This window comes from Pseudomonas sp. AC211, assembly GCF_979258055.1.
In genome coordinates this window covers 4,096,778-4,115,616 of the sequence record NZ_OZ409830.1, presented here as the reverse complement: position 1 = coordinate 4,115,616, position 18,839 = coordinate 4,096,778, and the positions used below count along the sequence as shown (strand labels likewise).

At 62.0% G+C, this 18,839-nt stretch carries 24 protein-coding genes and 1 pseudogene; 15 read left to right on the top strand and 10 right to left on the bottom strand.

What is annotated here, in order from left to right; all coding sequences use genetic code 11:
* Nucleotides 1-59: 59 nt before the first annotated feature.
* Genes ACZZZP_RS19515 through ACZZZP_RS19505 form a run of 3 tightly spaced genes read left to right on the top strand, consistent with a single transcriptional unit; the run spans nt 60 to nt 2,334 of the window.
* On the top strand, nt 60-1,067 hold the full coding sequence (locus tag ACZZZP_RS19515; protein WP_463383811.1) for a class I SAM-dependent methyltransferase: 1,008 nt from the start codon (nt 60-62) through the stop codon (nt 1,065-1,067).
* Between the two features lie 35 nt (nt 1,068-1,102).
* A complete protein-coding gene (locus tag ACZZZP_RS19510; protein ID WP_463383810.1) occupies nt 1,103-1,801 on the top strand; it encodes a glutathione S-transferase N-terminal domain-containing protein in 699 nt (232 codons plus the stop codon).
* Nucleotides 1,801-2,334 carry an N-acetyltransferase family protein gene (locus ACZZZP_RS19505; protein WP_463384754.1) on the top strand — a complete coding sequence of 178 codons (534 nt, stop codon included), beginning with the start codon at nt 1,801-1,803 and terminating at the stop codon, nt 2,332-2,334. The genes ACZZZP_RS19510 and ACZZZP_RS19505 overlap by 1 nt, the downstream gene beginning before the upstream one ends.
* Here ACZZZP_RS19505 and ACZZZP_RS19500 read toward each other — a convergent pair.
* Nucleotides 2,331-3,174, bottom strand: a pseudogene (locus ACZZZP_RS19500) (LysR family transcriptional regulator). The gene ACZZZP_RS19505 and the pseudogene ACZZZP_RS19500 overlap by 4 nt on opposite strands.
* A 110-nt stretch (nt 3,175-3,284) precedes the next feature.
* Here ACZZZP_RS19500 and ACZZZP_RS19495 point away from each other — a divergent pair.
* From ACZZZP_RS19495 to hutG, 9 genes are all read left to right on the top strand, one after another.
* Nucleotides 3,285-3,998 carry a haloacid dehalogenase type II gene (locus ACZZZP_RS19495; protein ID WP_463383808.1) on the top strand — a complete coding sequence of 238 codons (714 nt, stop codon included), beginning with the start codon at nt 3,285-3,287 and terminating at the stop codon, nt 3,996-3,998.
* 116 nt (nt 3,999-4,114) lie between these two features.
* Nucleotides 4,115-5,005 (top strand): hypothetical protein, encoded by an 891-nt coding sequence (locus ACZZZP_RS19490; protein WP_463383807.1) that lies wholly within the window; start codon nt 4,115-4,117, stop codon nt 5,003-5,005.
* A 165-nt stretch (nt 5,006-5,170) separates the two neighbouring features.
* Complete coding sequence (locus ACZZZP_RS19485) at nt 5,171-5,464, top strand: hypothetical protein (protein WP_122452279.1); 294 nt, start codon at nt 5,171-5,173, stop codon at nt 5,462-5,464.
* 95 nt (nt 5,465-5,559) lie between these two features.
* Complete coding sequence (locus ACZZZP_RS19480; RefSeq protein WP_463383806.1) at nt 5,560-5,901, top strand: FKBP-type peptidyl-prolyl cis-trans isomerase; 342 nt, start codon at nt 5,560-5,562, stop codon at nt 5,899-5,901.
* A 90-nt stretch (nt 5,902-5,991) separates the two neighbouring features.
* A complete protein-coding gene (locus ACZZZP_RS19475; RefSeq protein WP_463383805.1) occupies nt 5,992-6,738 on the top strand; it encodes a sulfite exporter TauE/SafE family protein in 747 nt (248 codons plus the stop codon).
* Nucleotides 6,739-6,740: 2 nt separating this feature from the next.
* Nucleotides 6,741-7,646, top strand: coding sequence for a DMT family transporter (locus ACZZZP_RS19470; protein ID WP_463536777.1), 906 nt, complete (start codon nt 6,741-6,743; stop codon nt 7,644-7,646).
* Between the two features lie 158 nt (nt 7,647-7,804).
* Nucleotides 7,805-9,478: a urocanate hydratase gene (gene hutU, locus ACZZZP_RS19465; protein WP_463383803.1), complete on the top strand. Its 1,674-nt coding sequence runs from the start codon at nt 7,805-7,807 to the stop codon at nt 9,476-9,478.
* A gap of 70 nt (nt 9,479-9,548) precedes the next feature.
* On the top strand, nt 9,549-10,757 hold the full coding sequence (gene hutI, locus ACZZZP_RS19460) for an imidazolonepropionase (protein WP_463536776.1): 1,209 nt from the start codon (nt 9,549-9,551) through the stop codon (nt 10,755-10,757).
* The gene (gene hutG / locus ACZZZP_RS19455; protein ID WP_463383802.1) at nt 10,750-11,580 is read left to right on the top strand and encodes an N-formylglutamate deformylase; all 831 of its coding nucleotides are present in this window, start codon (nt 10,750-10,752) and stop codon (nt 11,578-11,580) included. The genes hutI and hutG overlap by 8 nt, the downstream gene beginning before the upstream one ends.
* A 3-nt stretch (nt 11,581-11,583) precedes the next feature.
* Here hutG and ACZZZP_RS19450 read toward each other — a convergent pair whose 3' ends face one another.
* Entirely contained in the window at nt 11,584-12,027 is a 444-nt protein-coding gene (locus tag ACZZZP_RS19450; protein ID WP_463383801.1) for a hypothetical protein, read from the bottom strand.
* A 118-nt stretch (nt 12,028-12,145) separates the two neighbouring features.
* Here ACZZZP_RS19450 and pip point away from each other — a divergent pair, with 118 nt between their 5' ends.
* On the top strand, nt 12,146-13,117 hold the full coding sequence (gene pip, locus ACZZZP_RS19445) for a prolyl aminopeptidase (protein WP_122494571.1): 972 nt from the start codon (nt 12,146-12,148) through the stop codon (nt 13,115-13,117).
* Nucleotides 13,114-13,551, top strand: coding sequence for a D-aminoacyl-tRNA deacylase (gene dtd, locus ACZZZP_RS19440; protein ID WP_463383800.1), 438 nt, complete (start codon nt 13,114-13,116; stop codon nt 13,549-13,551). Before pip ends, dtd begins: the two co-directional genes overlap by 4 nt.
* Here the strand turns inward: dtd and ACZZZP_RS19435 are convergent, their stop codons facing one another.
* Nucleotides 13,552-14,139, bottom strand: a complete 588-nt coding sequence (locus tag ACZZZP_RS19435; RefSeq protein WP_463383799.1) for a DsbA family protein — start codon at nt 14,137-14,139, stop codon at nt 13,552-13,554. It abuts the gene before it with no gap.
* A gap of 177 nt (nt 14,140-14,316) precedes the next feature.
* Nucleotides 14,317-15,045 carry an SDR family oxidoreductase gene (locus ACZZZP_RS19430; RefSeq protein WP_122494565.1) on the bottom strand — a complete coding sequence of 243 codons (729 nt, stop codon included), beginning with the start codon at nt 15,043-15,045 and terminating at the stop codon, nt 14,317-14,319.
* Nucleotides 15,046-15,162: 117 nt separating this feature from the next.
* Here ACZZZP_RS19430 and ACZZZP_RS19425 point away from each other — a divergent pair, with 117 nt between their 5' ends.
* Entirely contained in the window at nt 15,163-15,651 is a 489-nt protein-coding gene (locus ACZZZP_RS19425; RefSeq protein ID WP_463383798.1) for a winged helix-turn-helix transcriptional regulator, read from the top strand.
* 129 nt (nt 15,652-15,780) lie between these two features.
* Here ACZZZP_RS19425 and ACZZZP_RS19420 read toward each other — a convergent pair whose 3' ends face one another.
* The 6 genes from ACZZZP_RS19420 to hisI all read right to left on the bottom strand — a co-directional run bounded on the left by ACZZZP_RS19420 (nt 15,781) and on the right by hisI (nt 18,787).
* A complete protein-coding gene (locus ACZZZP_RS19420; protein WP_463536775.1) occupies nt 15,781-16,488 on the bottom strand; it encodes a 16S rRNA (uracil(1498)-N(3))-methyltransferase in 708 nt (235 codons plus the stop codon).
* A complete protein-coding gene (tatC, locus tag ACZZZP_RS19415; protein ID WP_122494559.1) occupies nt 16,485-17,270 on the bottom strand; it encodes a twin-arginine translocase subunit TatC in 786 nt (261 codons plus the stop codon). The genes ACZZZP_RS19420 and tatC overlap by 4 nt, the downstream gene beginning before the upstream one ends.
* Nucleotides 17,267-17,698: a Sec-independent protein translocase protein TatB gene (gene tatB / locus ACZZZP_RS19410; RefSeq protein ID WP_463383797.1), complete on the bottom strand. Its 432-nt coding sequence runs from the start codon at nt 17,696-17,698 to the stop codon at nt 17,267-17,269. The genes tatC and tatB overlap by 4 nt, the downstream gene beginning before the upstream one ends.
* Before the next feature lie 3 nt (nt 17,699-17,701).
* Nucleotides 17,702-17,962 carry a twin-arginine translocase TatA/TatE family subunit gene (locus tag ACZZZP_RS19405; RefSeq protein WP_463383796.1) on the bottom strand — a complete coding sequence of 87 codons (261 nt, stop codon included), beginning with the start codon at nt 17,960-17,962 and terminating at the stop codon, nt 17,702-17,704.
* Between the two features lie 68 nt (nt 17,963-18,030).
* The gene (locus ACZZZP_RS19400) at nt 18,031-18,363 is read right to left on the bottom strand and encodes a phosphoribosyl-ATP diphosphatase (protein WP_122494769.1); all 333 of its coding nucleotides are present in this window, start codon (nt 18,361-18,363) and stop codon (nt 18,031-18,033) included.
* 22 nt (nt 18,364-18,385) lie between these two features.
* On the bottom strand, nt 18,386-18,787 hold the full coding sequence (gene hisI, locus ACZZZP_RS19395; protein ID WP_463383795.1) for a phosphoribosyl-AMP cyclohydrolase: 402 nt from the start codon (nt 18,785-18,787) through the stop codon (nt 18,386-18,388).
* Between the last annotated feature and the right edge of the window lie 52 nt (nt 18,788-18,839).

Here is an 18,839-nt window from a genome sequence, read left to right as displayed (position 1 = left end):
ATGAGTTGGCAAACGTTTGCGTTTACACTGCGCTGCTTTACCCGCCGCGATAAACCGTTATGCACAGTCCCGCTCTAGCCGCTCTTCACACCCACCTGCTGGCCGAACTGGCTGGCGACCTCAGTCATGCTCGCCGGTTGTTTCACGGCCGTGGCCTGCGGTGGCCGGGGCTGGAGGAAATTACGGTCGACTGGCTGCAAGGCGTGGTGTTGGTGTGGCTGTTCCGCCAGCCCAGTGAAGACGAGTTGGCGGCGCTGACGGTAACCCTGTTGAACCTAACGCAAAGCCCTGAATGGCAACGTGCTCAGGCGCACAGCCTGTTGCTGCAACACCGCTACAAGGAAGGCGACAACGCGCAAGGTGAGCTTCAGCGTAGCCGCGCCGAATGGATTGTGGGTGGGCCGCATGAACAGTGGATCATCAGCGAAGACGGCCTGCGCTTTGAGCTGGACCTCGGCCAGAAGCAGAACACTGGTCTGTTTCTGGACATGCGCTACGGCCGGCGCTGGGTGCGCGCGCAGGCCGACGGCAAACGTGTGCTCAATCTGTTCGCCTACACCTGCGGGTTCTCGGTGGCGGCGCTGGCCGGTGGCGCTCGCCAGGTGGTGAATCTGGATATGGCCAAAGGCGCCCTCAATCGTGGCCGCGACAATCATCGCTTGAACGGGCAAGACCTCAGCCGCGTGAGCTTTCTGGGTCACGAGCTGTTCAAGTCGTGGAGCGCGGTGAAGCGCCACGCGCCGTACGACATGATCATCATCGACCCGCCCACGTTCCAGAAAGGCAGCTTCGCCCTGACCCAGGACTACGGCAAAATTCTGCGCCGTCTTCCCGATCTGCTGAACCCCGGCGGCGTGGTGTTGGCCTGCGTGAACGATCCCCATATTGGCCCCGACTTTCTGATCACCAGCATGGCCGAACACGCCCCGGCGCTGCGCTTTGAACAGCGCTTGGACAACCCACCCGAGTTCGCCGATGTGCACGAGCACGGCGGACTCAAAGCCCTGGTTTTTCGCCAGGTCGGCGACGGGCAAAATGCGCCTGCGCCGGACGCGCAAAACCCCTAAGCTGCCTCGCTTGCATTCCCGGAAAGGAGCTTCGCATGTCTGACTTGTCCGCGTTTCCCATCACCGCTAAATGGCCGGCGCAGCACCCTGAGCGCATTCAGCTGTATTCGTTGCCCACGCCCAACGGCGTGAAAGTGTCGATTCTGCTGGAGGAAACCGGGCTGGCGTACGAGCCGCACAAGGTGCGCTTTGATCAAAACGATCAGCTGTCGGGAGAGTTCTTGTCGCTCAACCCGAACAACAAGATTCCGGCGATTCTCGACCCCAACGGCCCGGACGGTAAGCCGCTGATGTTGTTTGAGTCTGGTGCGATTCTGCTGTACCTGGCGGACAAGGCCGGCGCGTTTATTCCGAACGATGCGGCTGACCGTTACCAGACCATCCAGTGGCTGATGTGGCAAATGGGCGGCGTCGGGCCGATGTTTGGCCAGTTGGGTTTCTTCAACAAATTTGCCGGCAAAGACTACGAAGACAAACGCCCGCGCGACCGCTATGTCGCTGAGAGCAAGCGCCTGCTTGGCGTGCTCGACCAGCGCTTGCAAGGCCGCGACTGGATCATGGGCAGCGCGTACAGCATCGCTGATATCGCCACCTTTCCATGGGTGCGCAATCTCATCGGCTTCTACGAGGCAGGCGATCTGGTGGGCATCAATAATTTCCCCGAGGTCACCCGCGTGCTGAACACCTTCCTTGAGCGTCCGGCCGTGATCAAAGGCCTGACCATTCCAGAATGATGACCCGCCAACCCATCATCCGAGACGCCCGCGACGACGACATGCCGGCGGTGCAAGCCATCTATGCCCAGCACGTGCTCACCGGCATCGCCAGCTTTGAACTGCAAGCGCCGAGCGTGGAGGAAATGCACCGCCGTCGCGGTGATGTGCTGAGCAATGGTTTGCCGTATCTGGTGGCCGAGCTCGCCGGCGAGGTGGTCGGCTACGGCTATGCCACGCTCTACCGTCCTCGCCCGGCTTACGGCAACACGGTGGAAGATTCGGTGTACGTGAAAGACGGCATGGGCGGGCGCGGCATTGGCCAGGCGCTGCTGGGCGAGGTGATCGAGCGCTGCATCGCCAACGGCCGTCGGCAGATGGTGGCGGTGATCGGCAACAGCGAAAACCACGGCTCCATCGCCTTGCACACACGCATGGGGTTTCGCCTGGTTGGCGTGTTCGAGTCGGTGGGCTTCAAGCATGGCCGCTGGGTGGACACCGTGCTGATGCAGCGCCGTTTGGGCGACGGTGCCGACACGCTGCCCGACGCTTAAGCCGTCATCACCTGCTCGTGCAGCAGCGCGAGCAGCTCGCGTTGCAGGGCGGTCACCACGCCGCCACCGCTGACCAGGGCCAATTCGCTAGGCGCTAATGCCGGCATTCCTGCGCACACGTGGTGCTCGGCAAGCACGGCGCTGGTGGGCAATACCGATAGGCCAAGCCCCGATGCCACGGCCGCCTGGATGCCCGTCAGGCTATGGCTGGCGAATGCCAGGCGCCAGGGTCGTTTGGCTTTGTCCAGGCTGCCGATAGCGCGTTGGCGGTAGAGGCAGCCTTGCGGAAACAGCGCCAGCGGCACCGGCTGATCGCTCAACTGCAAGCGCTGACTTTTTACCCACACCAGGTTCTCCGGCCAACTGGCCAGGCAGTCGCCGCTGCCGGGCTCGCGTTTGATCAGGGCGATATCCAGCTCGCCGTTTGCCAGTTTTTCCCGCAGGTCTGTGCTCATGCCGCTGACGGTTTCCAACCGCGCCTCTGGCCGCGCCAGCGTGGAAACCGGCAAGCAGGGCGGTCATGCGTTGGGCATCGAAATCTTCCGGCACACCCAGGCGCAGCGGCAATAGCGTGCCATCGCTGGCCAAGGCTTCTTCGGCTTCCTGCGCCAGGCTGAGCAAGCGACGGGCGTATTGCGCCAGCAGTTCGCCTTGCGCGGTGGGCGTGACCTGGTTGCCGCTGCGGTCACGTACCAACAGGCAGTGGCCGACGGTTTCTTCAAGGCGCCGCACTTGTTGGCTGACGGTCGATTGCGTGCGGTGCACCCGTTCACCGGCGCGCGTGAAGCTGCCTTCATCGACCACGCACACCAGGGTTTTCAGCAGTTCGAGATCGAGCAAACGGCGCACCTGCTTAGTTGATAGTTCACTGAGGGGAAGAGGTTAATTTAATTTAACACTATGCAAAAGCGCTTCTATGCTGGCCGCTCATCTCTTTCAGGAGCGGGCCCATGTCCCTTGAGCACACCCCTCAGCCGTTGTGGCTGACCTTTGATTGCTACGGCACGCTGATTCAGTGGGACGAAGGGCTTCTAGCCGCCGTCGGTAAAATGCTCAGCCAGCGCCCCGGTCATGCCGTGGAGCCAGCGCGGTTTATCGAGGTGTATGACCGGCACGAGCACACGCTGGAGCAAACGCCGCCGCACCGCTCGTTTCGCCATGTGACCCGCGAAGGACTGCGCCTGGCCATGGAGCAACTCGGGCTGCCGTCCAGCCCGGCCGATGGCGAGTTGCTGGCCGACAGCATCAGCGCGATGCCGCCGTTTCCTGAAGTGCCCGCTGCGCTCGCTCAGTTGAAAGCGATGGGCTTCAAGCTGTGCATTGTTTCCAATACGGATGACGACATCATCGCCGGCAATGTCGCCCAGCTCGGCGGCCATATCGACCGCGTCATCACCGCCCAGCAAGCCGGCGCTTACAAACCGGCGCCGCGCCTGTTTGAGTTCGCCCATGAGCAGCTGGGGGTGGGCCGCGACGAGGTGGTGCACATCTGCGCCAGCCCGCACCTGGATCACGCCGCCGCGCGTGACATGGGCTTTCGTTGCGTGTGGGTTGACCGCGGCACCGGCCGCCAATTGTTGCCTGACTATCGGCCCGACGCGACGGTTTCCACCCTCGACCAGGTACCGGCGCTATTCGCCAGCCTAAGTTGGGCGCGCGGTTAAGCGGCGACGCCGTCTCGATTAAAGCCTGAACCATTTGCCAGACCTCACACTCAAGTTTTATAGGCCCCACGTAGGAATCGCGGGGCCATAAAGCGCAATGCGTGAGGAAAAAAATAATGTTGAATTCAGATGCTTATGTTGCTGCCTTGGATGAATCTTCAACCGCCTCTGGCGTTTCGTGGGCGGCAGTATTTGCAGGCGCTGTTGCGGCTGCAGCACTGTCGCTGATCCTGCTGTTGCTGGGCTCCGGCCTTGGCTTTTCGGCTATTTCGCCGTGGGCCGACAAGGGCATGAGTGCAGAAGGATTGGGCATTTCGGCGATTATCTGGCTGGCGTTCACCCAGTTAGTCGCGGCCGCTATGGGTGGTTACCTGGCGGGCCGTTTGCGTAAACGCTGGGCGACCCTGCACGACGACGAAGTGTATTTCCGCGATACCGCTCACGGCTTCCTGGCCTGGTCGGTGGCCACCTTGCTGACGGCGACGTTGGTGGTGGGTTCGGTCAGCACCTTGATCGGCGGCACCGCGCAAGTGGGCGCCACGCTGAGCAATAGCCCGGCCACGCAAGACATGGCCAACGCTGATAACAGCGACAGCTATTTCATTGATGTGTTGTTCCGCGACAGCCGTGGTGCGCCGGTTACTCAGGACGCTGCCCACGATGTAGCCGCGCGTATTTTCGCCCGCAATCTGGCCTCTGACGACGGCGCGCTGAACGCAGACGACCGTGCTTATCTGGCCCAGTTGGTTGCCCAGCGCACCGACCTCAGCCAAGCCGATGCCCAAGCCCGCGTAGACGCTGTCTACGGCCAGGCGCACCAAGCGGTGCAAGACCTGAAAGTAGCGGCCGACGCTGCCAAGAAAGCCGCGACCCACGCCACCCTGTGGATGTTCGTTGCCCTGTTGATCGGCGCCTTCGTGGCCAGCTTCGCTGCCATCTTCGGTGGCCGTAGCCGTGACGCGGTGGTGATTGTCGACGACCGTCGCACCGCCACTACCCTCCGTTAATTAGCCGGTCACTACGTTTTCGAAAAGGAGAACAACATATGCGCTCATTACTGCTCTGGTTCCTTGGCATCCCAATTCCAATCATCATTTTGATTGCTCTGCTGACATAGCAGAAACCCCTGGGGCGCTTATTGCGCCCCTTTTGTTAAAAAGGAGAAACACCCCATGGCGACTCCTGTGATCCATTACAAAACCGCTGGTCATTTGGCGTGCGGTCGGGAAACCGGCCAACTCGCTGCGACCACGGAATTGGCGCGGGTGAAATGCCGTACCTGTCGAAACTCCGAGGCGTTCAAAAGCGCGCGCAAAGACACCCGCAATGCGGCGCGTCGTGCGGCACGCAAAGCCAAGGCCACCCACAGTTCTCTTGACTGGCGCGCAGGATGGCGTGAGCAGATTGGCGCGTTGCCGGGCCACAACCGACTACCCCGTGGTTTCGGCAGCCAGCCGTTTGTGTAAGTAGTAGCGGGTGGAAGAGGGGCCCGGCAGGCGACTGTCGGGCCTTTTTTCGTTGTGCAGTAAACTTCACGCCTTCATCGGGCCTGGAGCAAATCATGAGCGACGAACTGCAGATAGAAGACCTGACCCTTGGCGAGGGCAAAGCGGCTGTGAAGGGCGCGTTGATCACCACGCATTACCGCGGGTTTCTCGACGACGGCAGCGAATTCGATTCTTCGTTTGAACGCGGCAAACCTTTCCAGTGCGTGATCGGCACTGGCCGTGTGATCAAGGGTTGGGATCAAGGCTTGATGGGCATGCGCGTTGGCGGTAAACGCACGCTGCGGGTTCCGGCCCATTTGGCCTACGCCGAACGTGGCATGGGTTCGCGAGTGCCGCCCCATGCCAATTTGCGCTTCGAAATCGAACTGCTGGAAGTGCTGACGCGCGACGACTGAGGGCGCCCGCGGGCTTCTTGGCCCTATGTCTAACCCGCGCGCTTGAGCGGCGCGGCTATACTGCCGAGCTTTGTTGGCGAGGATGCTCTGGTGTTGGACGTTGTGAGTTTTGTTTTACTCGGTATGGCCATGGGCACCATGGGCGGTCTGTTCGGCATCGGCGGCGGGCTGGTGACCATTCCCATTCTGGGCGTGCTTTTCAACCTCGATCAGCAACTTGCCCAGGGCACCGCGCTGTTGATGGTGCTGCCCAACGTGCTGCTGGCGCTGTGGCGCTATAACCAACGCAATCGCATCGTGCCGCGCAACGCGCTGATGCTGATCGTGCCGAGCTTTTTGCTCGCCTGGCTGACGTCGCTGTTTGCCGTACGTCTCGACCCGCAGGTAATGCGCATCGCCTTCGTCGGCTTTCTGTTGCTGCTGGTGCTGTTCAACGTCGGCCAGATGTTTTGGCAAAAACCTGGCGGCGAACGGCAATTGCGCCATGAGAACCGGCTATGGCTGTTGGGCGCGTTGTCGGGCATGACCGGCGGGTTGTTCGGTGTCGGCGGCGGCGTGGTGGCTACGCCGGTGCTGACCAGCCTGTTCGGCGCCACACAAGTGGTGGCGCAGGGGTTGGCGCTGGCATTGGCGGCACCTTCCACCGGCATCACCCTGGTGACCTACGCCCTGCACGACCATGTGAATTGGGCGATGGGCATTCCCTTGGCCGTCGGCGGCTTGCTCAGCATCAGTTGGGGCGTGCGTCTGGCCCATGCGTTGCCCGAGCGCGTGCTGCGTTCGCTGTTTTGTGTGTTCCTGGTCATTTGCGGCGCACTGCTGCTGTTGAAGGTGTAAACATGACTGAACACGCCAAAGAGCAGGGCTGGCACCACCTGTTTCCGCTGGTCACCGTGATGATCTGGAGCGGCAACACGTTGGTGACCAAGTTGTCGTCCGGCCTGATTGCACCCCCCTCGATCACGTTTTATCGCTGGGCATTGGCGTTCCTGTTGCTCTCGCTGTTTATGCTGCCGAGCGCCTGGCGTGCGCGCCGCCAATTGCTCGGCTTGTTGCCCAAACTGTGGGTGCTCGGCTTGCTGGGCATGCTGGTGTATCAGGGCCTGGCGTACTTCGCGGCGGCCAGTACCAGCGCGACCAACATGGGCATTTTGATCGCCTTGTCGCCGCTGTTGTCCTCGCTGTTTTCAAGCGTGCTGACCGACGAGCGTTTAACCCAAGGCGCGCTGGCCGGTGGCGTGGTGTCGTTTGCCGGCGTGTTATGGCTGATCAGCGGCGGGCAGCCGCAAGCGTTGCTGCATTTTCAGCTCAGCCACGGCGATGCGCTGATGCTGGTGGCGGTGATGGCCAACGCCTTGTATGGCGTGTTGCTGCGGCGCTGGAGTTTCGACCTCAGCCGCTGGCTGCAACTGTATGTGCAAATCGCCTGTGCGCTGGTGTTCCTCACGCCCTGGTTTTTGCTCAGCACGCCTTCGCCGTTAACCCGCGAGAACTTGCCGCTGGTGCTGTATGCCGGCACGTTGGCATCCATCGGAGCGCCGTGGTTGTGGATTAAGGGCATTCAAACCCTAGGGCCGGCGCGGGCCAGTCTGTATATGAATTTGATGCCAATCACCGTCGCCGTAGCCGCCATGTGGCTGCTGGGCGAAACCCTAGGCTGGCACCATTTGGTCGGCGGTAGCCTGGCGTTGGCCGGTGTGTGGATGGGCCAGCGGCTGCGCAAACCGTTGCGCCAGAGCGCCTGACGGCCCGAACGCGCAGGCGCTCGCCCTGCGCGATTTCCTTCCTTTTAGTGTTTTTGCAGGCCTGGGCTTTTCAGCGCGGCTGACTGCGTGCTTTACTTGTACATACAAGTTCGTACGAGTTGTCTTATCTTCCGCCTGCGGGCGTCTGGGAGCCTTTCATGAGCACATCTAGTCGTTACCGTGACACCGTCGTGCGCGCCGCCCGTGGCACGCAACTCAGCGCCAAAAGCTGGATGACCGAAGCGCCGCTGCGCATGTTGATGAACAACCTCGACCCGGAAGTGGCCGAGAACCCGAACGAGCTGGTGGTGTACGGCGGCATCGGGCGCGCCGCGCGAAACTGGGAATGCTACGACGCCATCGTTAAAGCGCTCATCGCCCTGGAAGACGACGAAACCTTGCTGGTGCAGTCGGGCAAACCGGTCGGCGTGTTCAAAACCCACAGCAACGCGCCGCGCGTGTTGATCGCCAACTCCAACCTGGTGCCGCACTGGGCCACCTGGGAACATTTCAACGAACTGGATGCCAAGGGCCTGGCCATGTACGGCCAGATGACCGCCGGCAGTTGGATCTACATCGGCAGCCAGGGCATCGTGCAAGGCACCTACGAAACCTTCGTCGAAGCGGGCCGCCAGCATTACAACGGCAACCTCACCGGCAAGTGGGTGCTCACCGCCGGCTTGGGCGGTATGGGCGGCGCGCAACCGTTGGCCGCGGGCATGGCCGGCGCCTGTTCGCTGAACATTGAATGCCAGCAAAGCCGCATCGATTTCCGCCTGAAAACCCGCTACGTCGACGAACAAGCCGATGACCTCGACGACGCCCTGGCGCGTATCGCCCGTTACACCGGCGAAGGCAAAGCGGTATCCATCGCCCTGTGCGGCAACGCCGCGGACATTCTGCCGGAGCTGGTGCGCCGTGGCGTTCGCCCCGATATGGTCACCGACCAAACCAGCGCCCACGACCCACTGAACGGCTACCTGCCCAGCGGTTGGACCTGGGACGACTACCGCGCCAAAGCGCAAACCCAGCCGGCCGAGGTGGTGAAAGCGGCGAAGCAATCGATGGCCGTGCACGTCGAAGCCATGTTGGCGTTCCAGAAAATGGGCGTGCCGACCTTCGACTACGGCAACAACATCCGCCAAATGGCCAAAGACGAAGGCGTGACCAACGCCTTCGATTTCCCCGGCTTCGTGCCAGCCTATATCCGTCCGCTGTTCTGCCGTGGCGTGGGTCCATTCCGCTGGGCAGCGCTGTCAGGCAATGCTGAAGACATTTACAAAACCGACGCCAAGGTCAAAGAACTGATCGCCGACGACGCGCACCTGCACCGCTGGCTCGACATGGCCCGCGAGCGCATCGCCTTCCAGGGTTTGCCGGCGCGCATCTGCTGGGTTGGCTTGGGCCAGCGCGCGAAGCTTGGCCTGGCGTTCAACGAAATGGTGCGCAGTGGCGAGCTGTCGGCGCCTATCGTCATCGGCCGCGACCACCTCGATTCCGGATCGGTGGCCAGCCCGAACCGTGAAACCGAAGCCATGCGCGATGGGTCGGATGCAGTGTCCGACTGGCCGCTGCTCAACGCATTGCTGAACACCGCGAGCGGCGCCACTTGGGTGTCGCTGCACCACGGTGGCGGCGTGGGCATGGGCTTTTCCCAGCATTCGGGCATGGTCATTGTCTGCGACGGCACCGATGAAGCCGCAGCGCGTATCGCCCGTGTACTGCACAACGACCCGGCGACCGGCGTGATGCGCCATGCCGATGCTGGGTATCAGATCGCGATTGATTGCGCCGAGGAGCAGGGCTTGAACCTGCCGATGATCACGCGGTGATGCTTTGCTCCCCTCTCCCGCAGGCGGGAGAGGGAACTGAACGTAAACGCTTCACTGGCTCGGAGGCTCCATGCAGCACCTTTGGTTCAACTGCCACGCCGCCACCCTGGCCGGCGGCGCATATTCGAACATCGAGAACGCCGCCATCGTCACGGCCGATGGGCTGATCCAATGGATCGGCCCCTACGCCGAGTTGCCCTCCGCCGACTACGCCCAGCGCCATGACTTGCAAGGCGCCTGGGTTACGCCCGGCCTGATTGATTGCCACACCCACGCGGTATTCGGCAGTAACCGCAGCGCCGAGTTCGAGCAGCGCCTGCAAGGCGTGAGCTATGCCGAAATCGCTGCAGCCGGCGGCGGCATTGCCAGTACCGTGCGCGCCACCCGGGCGGCCAGTGAAGATGAATTACTCGCCAGCGCCACCCAACGCGTCCGCGCGCTGCTGCGTGATGGCGTGACCACCATTGAAATCAAGTCTGGCTACGGCCTGGATCTGGCCAACGAACGCACGATGCTGCGGGTCATCCGGCGTCTGGGCGACACCTTGCCCGTCACGGTGCGCAGCACTTGCCTGGCGGCACACGCTTTGCCCCCGGAATTTGCCGGACGCAGCGATGACTACATCGACCACGTCTGCACGCGAATGCTGCCCGCGCTGGCAGCGGAAAATCTGGTCGATGCGGTCGACGCTTTCTGCGAGCACTTGGCGTTCTCGCCGGCGCAGGTGGAGCGTGTGTTTATCACGGCGCGTGCCTTGGGCTTGCCGGTGAAGCTGCACGCCGAGCAACTTTCTTCGCTGGCGGGCTCGAGCCTGGCGGCGCGGTATCAGGCGTTGTCGGCGGATCATTTGGAATTCATGACGGCCGACGACGCCAAGGCCATGGCGGCGGCTGGCACCGTCGCGGTGTTGCTGCCCGGCGCGTTTTATTTCCTGCGTGAAACCCAATTGCCGCCCATTTCGCTGTTGCGCGAACACGGCGTGGCTATGGCCATCGCCAGCGACCTCAACCCTGGCACCTCGCCGGTGTTGTCACTGCGGCTGATGCTGAATATGGCGTGCACCTTGTTCCGTCTCACCCCAGAAGAAGCCTTGGCTGGCGTCACTCTCAACGCGGCAAAAGCGCTGGGGTTGGGCGCCAGCCATGGCAGTCTTGAAGTAGGCAAGGTGGCGGATTTCGTCGCCTGGCAAATCGCCCAACCGGCCGAGTTGAGCTACTGGCTCGGCGGCGATTTGAGCAAGCGCGTGATCCGCCATGGCCAGGAGCTAAGTGATGTCTGACTTGATCGAACGTCCCTACGAATTCGCCCAAGGCACGGTGCCGCTGCTGATCAGCATGCCCCACGCCGGCCTGCAACTGACGCCCGCCGTGCAGGCCGGGCTGGTGCCGCAAGCGCAAGGCTTGCCGGACACCGACTGGCATATTCCGACGCTCTACGCGTTCGCTGCCGACCTGGGCGCCAGCACTTTGGCCGCGAACTATTCGCGCTATGTGGTGGACCTGAACCGGCCAGCCGACGACCGCCCGTTGTATGCCAGCGCAACCACTGGCCTGTTCCCCGACACCCTGTTCGACGGCGCGCCGCTGTTTATCGAAGGCGGCGTGCCCTCAGCCTTGGAGCGCGAGCGTTATCTGCAGGAAATCTGGACGCCCTATCACCGCGCGCTGAATGACGAATTGGCGCGGCTCAAAGCACAGTTTGGTTATGCGCTGTTATTCGACGCGCACTCGATTTGTTCTCGAGTACCACGCCTGTTCGACGGCAAATTGCCCGACTTCAACCTAGGCACCAACGACGGCGCTAGTTGTGCTGCCGAGCTGGCGGAGCAATTGGTGCAGGTGTGCGCGCGGTCGCCGCGCTACAGCCATGTGCTCAATGGGCGCTTCAAAGGCGGGCACATTACCCGCCATTACGGGCGTCCGGCTGAACGGGTGCAGGCGGTGCAGCTGGAGATTGGCCAATGCATTTATATGGATGAACAAGCGCCGTTCACCTTCCGGCCGGACCTGGCCGAGGACGCGCAAGTGGTGCTGCGTGGATTGTTGCGCACGTACCTGGCGTGGGCGCAGACGCATTACGCCGGCGAAGCGGACGCCCTCTGATCTTTACTCCCAATTGATCCGCGCCAACTTCCATTCCTTGTCTTCCAACCACCACTCCAGTTTCACGCTGTAGTGGTTGGCGTTGTCTGGTATCAAACCTTCGGCGCCAGTAACCGCCACTTGCGCCTCGGTGTAACCCTTGCTGGACGAGGCAGGGTCCAGGTTGCTGGTTTTGCTCAGGGCGATCACCCGCACGTTTTTGTAGCGCAGAAACAGGCCGAGCATGGTGCGCTTGGCCCATTCGCTGTCGTACTGCTGCTGGGCGCGAAACTCGGAGTGCAGCTGTTCCATGACGTCGCTGCTGCGCTTGGCTTCAAGGTTGTCTTGTAGCTGCTGCACGGCGGCTTCCAGCGAGGCCATGGGATCACTGTTTGAGCAACCGGCAAGCACGGTCAGCGCCATGGCGATAAACCACAAGCGGGCAAAGGGAATTATCCGGTCTGGCATGCTCAACTCCGTTTTCATGGTTATGATGCCCGGCAGAGCTCAGGCGCCTTGCCGGGAAAATGTACCCGACCTTCAGGGATTGCGCGTGGCAGCGTCTTAATTAACAAGGGAGTGCAGCATGCAGACTTTGTATCCGGAGATTAAGCCTTACGCGCGCCACGAACTGGCCGTGCAGGCGCCGCACGTGCTGTATGTCGACGAAAGCGGCACGCCGGAAGGTCTTCCCGTGGTGTTTCTGCATGGCGGCCCTGGCGCCGGTTGCGACGGCGCCAGCCGCCGCTATTTCGATCCTAACCAGTACCGAATCATCACCTTCGACCAGCGCGGCTGCGGGCGCTCCACTCCCCACGCCAGTCTGGAAAACAACACCACCTGGGATTTGGTCGCTGACCTCGAAGTGATTCGCCAGCATCTGGGCATCGACAAATGGGTGCTGTTTGGCGGCTCGTGGGGCTCGACCTTGGCGCTGGCCTACGCGCAAACCCATCCTGAACGTGTACACGCCCTGATTCTTCGCGGCATTTTTTTGTGCCGTCCCCAGGAAATTCGCTGGTTTTATCAGGAAGGCGCCAGTCGCCTGTTCCCCGATTATTGGCAGGATTATGTGGCGCCGATTCCGCCGGAAGAGCGTCACGACTTGGTTTCGGCCTTCCATAAACGCCTGAGCGGCAGCGACCAGATTGCGCAAATGCACGCCGCCAAAGCCTGGTCGACGTGGGAAGGCCGCACCGCCACGCTGCGCCCAAACACCCAGGTGGTGGAACGCTTCAGCGAGCCACAGCGCGCGCTGTCGATCGCTCGGGTGGAGTGCCACTACTTTATGCACAACGCGTTTCTTGAACCGGACCAGCTGATTCGCGACATGCACAAGATTGCCCACCTGCCCGGCATCATCGTGCACGGGCGCTACGACATGATCTGCCCGCTGGACAACGCCTGGGAACTGCATCAAGCCTGGCCCAACAGCGAGTTGCAGATTATTCGCGACGCCGGCCATGCCGCTGCCGAGCCGGGTATCACGGATGCACTGGTGCGCGCCGCCGAGCAAATCGCTCGCCGCCTGCTTAACCTGGCACCGGACGAAGCATGAAGGGACTGATTCAACGCGTCACTCAGTCGCGTGTCGATGTGGCGGGCGAAACCGTTGGGGCGATCGATCAGGGCCTTCTGGTGCTGGTCGGCGTCGAACCGCAAGACAGCAAAGCCAGCGCCGACAAACTGCTGCACAAACTGCTCAACTACCGCGTATTCAGCGATGCCGACGGCAAGATGAATTTGTCGCTGACTGACGTGGCGGGCGGGTTGCTGCTGGTCTCGCAATTCACCCTGGCAGCCGACACCAAAAGCGGCCTGCGCCCGAGCTTTTCTACTGCCGCGCCGCCAGCGTTGGGCGCCGAGCTGTTCGACTATCTGGTTGAGCAGGCGCGGGTGAAACACCCGGCGGTTGCCACCGGGCGTTTTGGTGCGGATATGCAGGTGTCGTCGGTGAACGACGGACCCGTGACGTTTCTGCTGGAAACCTGATTAGCGATTCAACGCTTCGGCCACGAAATCCAGCCGATCCTGGCCGAAATGCATTTCTCCATCGACAAAGAACGTCGGCGCACCAAAGGCGCCGCGTTTGATCGCGTCTTCGGTGATGTCTTTCAAACGCTGCTTCACCGTTTCGTCATTCACCAGCCGCTCGAACTCCGCCGGCTCCAGCCCGGCTGCGCTAAGCACCTGCGCGACCACGGCCGGGTCGCCCATGTTTTTCTGCTCGATCCACATCGCCGTGAACACCGCATTTACGTACGTATGGAAATTCGCGCTGCCCAAATAACCGGCCGCGCCGCGCATCAAAAGCAGTGTATTGATCGGAAAGAACGGGTTGAACGCCATCGGCACGCCATAACGGGTGGCGAAGCGCGCCAGGTCGCCAAAGGTGTACTTGGCCTTGGCCGGAATCGCGACCGGCGACTGGTTGCCCGTGGCCTTAAACACGCCGCCAAGCAGCATCGGTTTCCACGTGATTTCCACGCCGGCATCGGCGGCTATTTTCGGCAGTTGAGTCCACGCCAGGTAAGTGGTGGGGCTGCCGAAGTCGAAGAAGAATTCCAGGGTTTTGCTCATGTTTTGATCCGCTGTTTTTGTTGGTTGTCGGAAGGTGCCGTTACCGAGTTCGAGGTTTTCGGGGCTAAGGCATTGCAAGGCGCCCCGCAGCTTTAAAGCGCAGCGTACTTAGGTACGTGAGCATTTAAAGCGAGGACGCAACGCAGCAAGGCCGACGACCCGGAAACCGTCCATGGACTAGAACGTTTCTAGCCAGGGGCGTAGATCAAGTTCGTGGGTCCACGAGTCTCTGGGTTGGGTGTGAATCTGCCAATACGAATCGGCAATATGGTCCGGATTCAAAATCCCGTCCTGCTCTTTCATGGCGTAGCGCTCAGGGAAGTTGTCGCGGATAAACGCCGTGTCTATCGCGCCATCAATAATGGGATGGGCCACATGAATGCCCAGCGGCCCTAACTCGCGCGCCATGCTCTGGGCCGTGGCGCGCAGGGCGAACTTGGCGCTGGCAAACGCTGCGAAGCCTTTGCCGCCGCGTAACGATGCCGTGGCGCCGGTGAAAATGATGGTGCCGCGTGCACGGGGCAGCATGACCCGCGCGGCTTCGCGACCAGTGAGGAAGCCGGCGAGCGCGGCCATTTCCCAAACCTTGCGGTATACGCGCTCGGTGGTGTCGGTGATGGAGAAGTGCACGTTGGCGCCGATGTTGAACACCACCACTTCCAGCGGCCCGATCTCGCGTTCGATGGTGGCGAACATCTCGACCACTTGGTCTTCGAGCCGCGCATCGCAGCCGAAGGCGCGCGCTTGGCCGCCAGCGGCGGTGATCTCGGCCACCAGCGGTTCGAGTTTTTCGGCGTTACGCCGCGCTACACACGCCACATAACCTTCACGGGCAAAGCGCTTGGCTATCGCGCCGCCGGTGGCATCGCCGGCTCCCACCACTAACACTGCTTTGCGTTCGCTCATTGTTGTTCTCTCGTCGGTTGCGTGAGTAAGTTCCTTTTTGGAACTGAGCTGGATAGTCAGTTCCTTTTTGGAACCTGTCAAGCTAGAGTAGCCAGCAGAACGTTCTGGAGAATCGTCATGCGCTGGGAAGAACTGGGCGATCAGCCCTGCTCGCTGTCACGCACGTTATCGGTGGTCGGCGACCGCTGGACCCTGCTGGTGCTGCGCGAATGTTTTATGGGCGTGCGCCGTTTCGATGACTTCGAAAAGCGTATGGGCATCACCCGACACGTGTTGGCTGAGCGCCTGAAACGCCTGACCGAGCATGGCGTGCTGGTGAAAAGTGCCTATCAGCAACGCCCGCTGCGCGAGGAGTATAGGTTGACCGAGAAGGGCCACGACCTTTACCCGGCCGTGCTCGCGCTGGTGAACTGGGGCGACCGGCACATGAGCGGCGACATCGGCCAACCGATTCGCCACGTGCACAAACGCTGTGGCCACGAGGTGCGCGGCGTGCTGGTGTGCTCGGAGTGCGGCGAACCGCTGCACGCGCGGGACATGAGCTTGCGCGAAGCGCCGGAGTTAGAAGGGAAGTTGTTGCCGGCGCACTGGCACCGCAAAGGCTGACCAGACGACGTTATCGCTCTTGTAGGAGCCAGCTTGCTGGCGAAGCTTTTTGGGCTCGGACCCGAGGACGCTTTCGCGAGCAAGCTCGCTCCTACAGGGTATTCGTCACGCCCGAGAGCGCCGCGTGGCCTAAAACAACCGCGCGATTAGCGCCGTCACCGCTGTTTCCACCCGCAGAATCCGCTCGCCCAGTTGCACGGGCTGCAAGCCCGCCTCGGCGAGTTTTTCCACTTCGTAGGGAATCCAACCGCCTTCCGGGCCGATGGCCAGCGTCACCGGGCCGTCCACCGCGCGCGGGCACGCCGGGAATAGGCCGGGATGCCCGACCAAACCCTGGGTCCCGGAACAGAGCTGCGCCAGGTGGTCTTCCACAAACGGTTTGAAGCGCTTTTCGATGCGCACTTCAGGTAGCACCGTATCGCGGGATTGCTCCAGCCCCAGAATCAACTGCTCGCGAATCGCTGCCGGCTCAAGAAACGGCGTCTGCCAGAAGCTTTTTTCGACGCGGTAACTGTTGAGCAGAATCAGGCGCGGTACGCCCAGGCTGGCGACGGTTTGCAGCACACGCCGCAGCATCTTCGGGCGTGGCAAGGCGAGCAGCAGGGTCAGCGGCAGTTTTGCCGGCGGCGGCTGGTCGAGGCTGATCTGCAGCTCGGCTTCGGCGCTTTCCAGGCGCAGGATTTGCGCCGTGCCCATCAACCCGCCGACTCGGCCGACGCGCAGGCTGTCGCCCGACTCGGCGCGATGCACCTCTTGTAAGTGGGTGAGGCGGCGGTCGCGCAGGATCACGCGGTCGGCGCCGACAAAGTCGGCGTCTTCCAGAAGCAGGAGGTTCACGGTTGGGTGGCGGGCGGTTGCGCGTCGTCGCTGGCCGCTTCTTCACGCGGGCGCTTGCGCACCATGGCGCCGAAGAACACGCCAATTTCGAACAGCATCCACATCGGCACGGCCAGCAGGGTTTGCGACAGCGGGTCCGGCGGCGTAAGGATCATGCCGACCACAAAGCAGCCGATGATTACGTACGGACGAATCTTGCGCAGGTACGCCACGTCCACCACGCCGATAGTCACCAGCAGCACCACGGCCACCGGAATCTCGAACGCCACGCCAAAGGCGAACAGCAGCGTCAGCACGGAGTCGAGGTAGGTGTTGATGTCAGTCATGGGCGTAACGCCGACTGGCGCCGAGCCCAGCAGGAAGTGGTAAATCAGCGGCAGCACGAGGAAGTAGGCGAACGCCATGCCGCCGTAGAACAGCACCACGCTCGAGGTCAGCAGCGGCACGGCGACGCGTTTTTCATGCTTGTACAGGCCCGGCGCAATAAAGCCCCAGGCCTGGTAGAGAATCACCGGCATGCTGGCAAACAGCGCCACCACCATGGTCAGTTTCAGCGGTGCCAGAAATGCCGACGCCGGGTCGATGGCGATCATCGTGGCGCCTTCGGGCAAGAAGCGGCGCAGCGGCTCAGAGGCCAGGGTGTAGATGTCGCGCGCGAAGTAGAACAGGCTGGCGAAAATCAGAAAGGTGGCCGCGACGCAGCGCAGCAAGCGCGAGCGCAGTTCGGTGAGGTGCGAGACCAGCGGCATTTGCTGGTCGTTTTCCGGGGTGTCTGCGCTCATGGGGCTCGCGGCGGTTGGGGGCTGACGGGCAGTTCCAGCTGGGTTTGCTGCTGCTCAGGCGGGCTCGGTTCAGGTGCTGGCTCGGGCGCCGGCGCAGGCGCTTCGGCGGCCGCGACGGCGGGCTGTGTCACGGGCGGGGCAACGGGCGTGGCCTCGGCAATCGGCGCGGCAGCCGGCACCTGCGGCGGGGCGATGGCGTTTCGGGCTTCCTGTTCCAGCGCCAGAATGTGTTCGTTGTGCAGCTGCCGACGAATTTCATCGGCGCCGATTTCGCGTTCCACTTCCTGTTTGATCGCATTGAAGCTGCGTTTCAGGCGTCCGATCCACAGGCCCGCGGTGCGCGCGGCACCGGGCAGGCGTTCAGGGCCGAGCACCAGCAGGGCCACCAGGCCCACCAGCAGCAATTCGCCGAAGCTAATGCCAAACATGGGTCAGTCCTTGCGCGCTGGCTCTTCGACTTTCTGCGCGTGCGCGTCGATGGTGTGCGGTTGGTTCAGCGGCGCGTTTTGCGCTTGGGTCGGCTGCGCCGGAGCGGGCTGCTCGCTCGGCTTCTCATCGTCATTCATGGCTTTACGGAAGCCTTTGATGGCCTCGCCAACATCGCTGCCCAGGCCCTTGAGCTTCTTGGTACCGAAGACCAACACGACCACGATCAGAATGACGACCCAGTGTTTCCAGTCAAAAATACCCATGGAACGGTTCCTCTCGAGATGGTGGGTTACGCAGCGCGGGCTGCGAATAAAGCATTAAAACGGATAAGTCAGGACGGCTCGCGCGCGGCTTTCTCTGCGTGGCCCGACAAGCCAAAACGCCGGTCCAGTTCGTCCAGTACCGCTTGTGGGTGCTGGCCCAGCGCGGCAAGCATCACCAGGCTGTGGAACCACAAGTCGGCGGTTTCGTAGATGACGTCGCTGCAGTCGCCACTGACGGCAGCATCTTTAGCGGCAAGAATGGTTTCGACCGATTCTTCGCCGACTTTTTCCAGAATTTTGTTCAAGCCCTTGTGATACAGGCTAGCCACGTACGAGCTGTCGGGCGCGGCGCCTTTGCGCTCTTCAAGCACCTGGGCAAGGCGGGCGAGGGTGTCGTTCATGCCTGCGTTATTCATGCCTGGGTTACTCATGTTTGTGTTCGCCGGCATAGATCGCGTGGGGGTCTTTGAGCACCGGGTCGACTGCCTTCCACGCGCCGCTTTCGTAAACGCGGTAGAAGCAGCTTTCACGACCGGTGTGGCAGGCGATGCCGCCGAGTTGCTCGACCATCAGAATGATCACGTCTTCGTCGCAATCCAGGCGCATCTCATGCAGCTTTTGCACGTGGCCGGACTCTTCGCCTTTGCGCCAGAGTTTGCCACGCGAGCGCGACCAGTAGATGGCGCGCTGCTCGGCGGCGGTGAGGCTCAGGGCCTCACGGTTCATCCAGGCCATCATCAGTACGCGCCCGGTTTTGTAGTCCTGGGCAATGGCCGGCACCAGGCCGTCACTGTTCCAGTTGATTTCATCTAGCCAATCGTTCATTGCAATTCCGTCGTTCGGGCGGGCATATCGTCGGGCGAGTTTGCCAGTTGAG